Source organism: Streptomyces sp. SID12501 (genome assembly GCF_010550245.1).
GTDB lineage: Bacteria > Actinomycetota > Actinomycetes > Streptomycetales > Streptomycetaceae > Streptomyces.
Genome location: NZ_JAAGLU010000562.1, coordinates 1 through 459 on the forward strand (window position 1 = coordinate 1; position 459 = coordinate 459).

At 74.3% G+C, this 459-nt stretch carries 1 protein-coding gene; it reads left to right on the top strand.

Going from position 1 to position 459, the window contains the following annotated elements; genetic code table 11:
* The coding region (locus G3I71_RS47295) for an MFS transporter (protein ID WP_164325121.1) at positions 1-459 on the top strand (459 nt) is incomplete at both ends.

Below are 459 nucleotides of genomic sequence, written 5' to 3' on the forward strand. Positions count from 1 at the left end.
TGCTCGTCCTCGGACTCACCCGGGCCGGCGAAACCGGCTGGACCACCCCCACCACGCTGGCCTCCCTGGCCGCCGGCGCCGCGCTCCTGGCCGCCTTCGTCCGCATCGAACGACGGGCGGCGGCCCCGCTCGTCCCGGTCCACATCCTGAAGCGGCGCAGCGTGGTCTGGGGCAACGCGGCCGGGCTGATCGCCTTCGTCACGGAGACCTCGCTGGTCTTCCTGCTCACCCTCTACCTCCGGGAAGTCCTCGGCTACTCCCCGCTCGCCACCGGACTCGCCTTCGGCGTCCTCGGCATCGGCACGGTCGTCGGCGGGGTGCTCGGCGGACGGGCGGTGGGCCGGTTCGGCAACCGGCGCGCGATCGTGCTCGGCGGGGTCGTGCAGGCCGCCGCCACCCTCTCCTTGGTGGCGCTCGGCACCTCCGGTGCCTGGATCTGGCTGCTGCAGGCGGCCACCT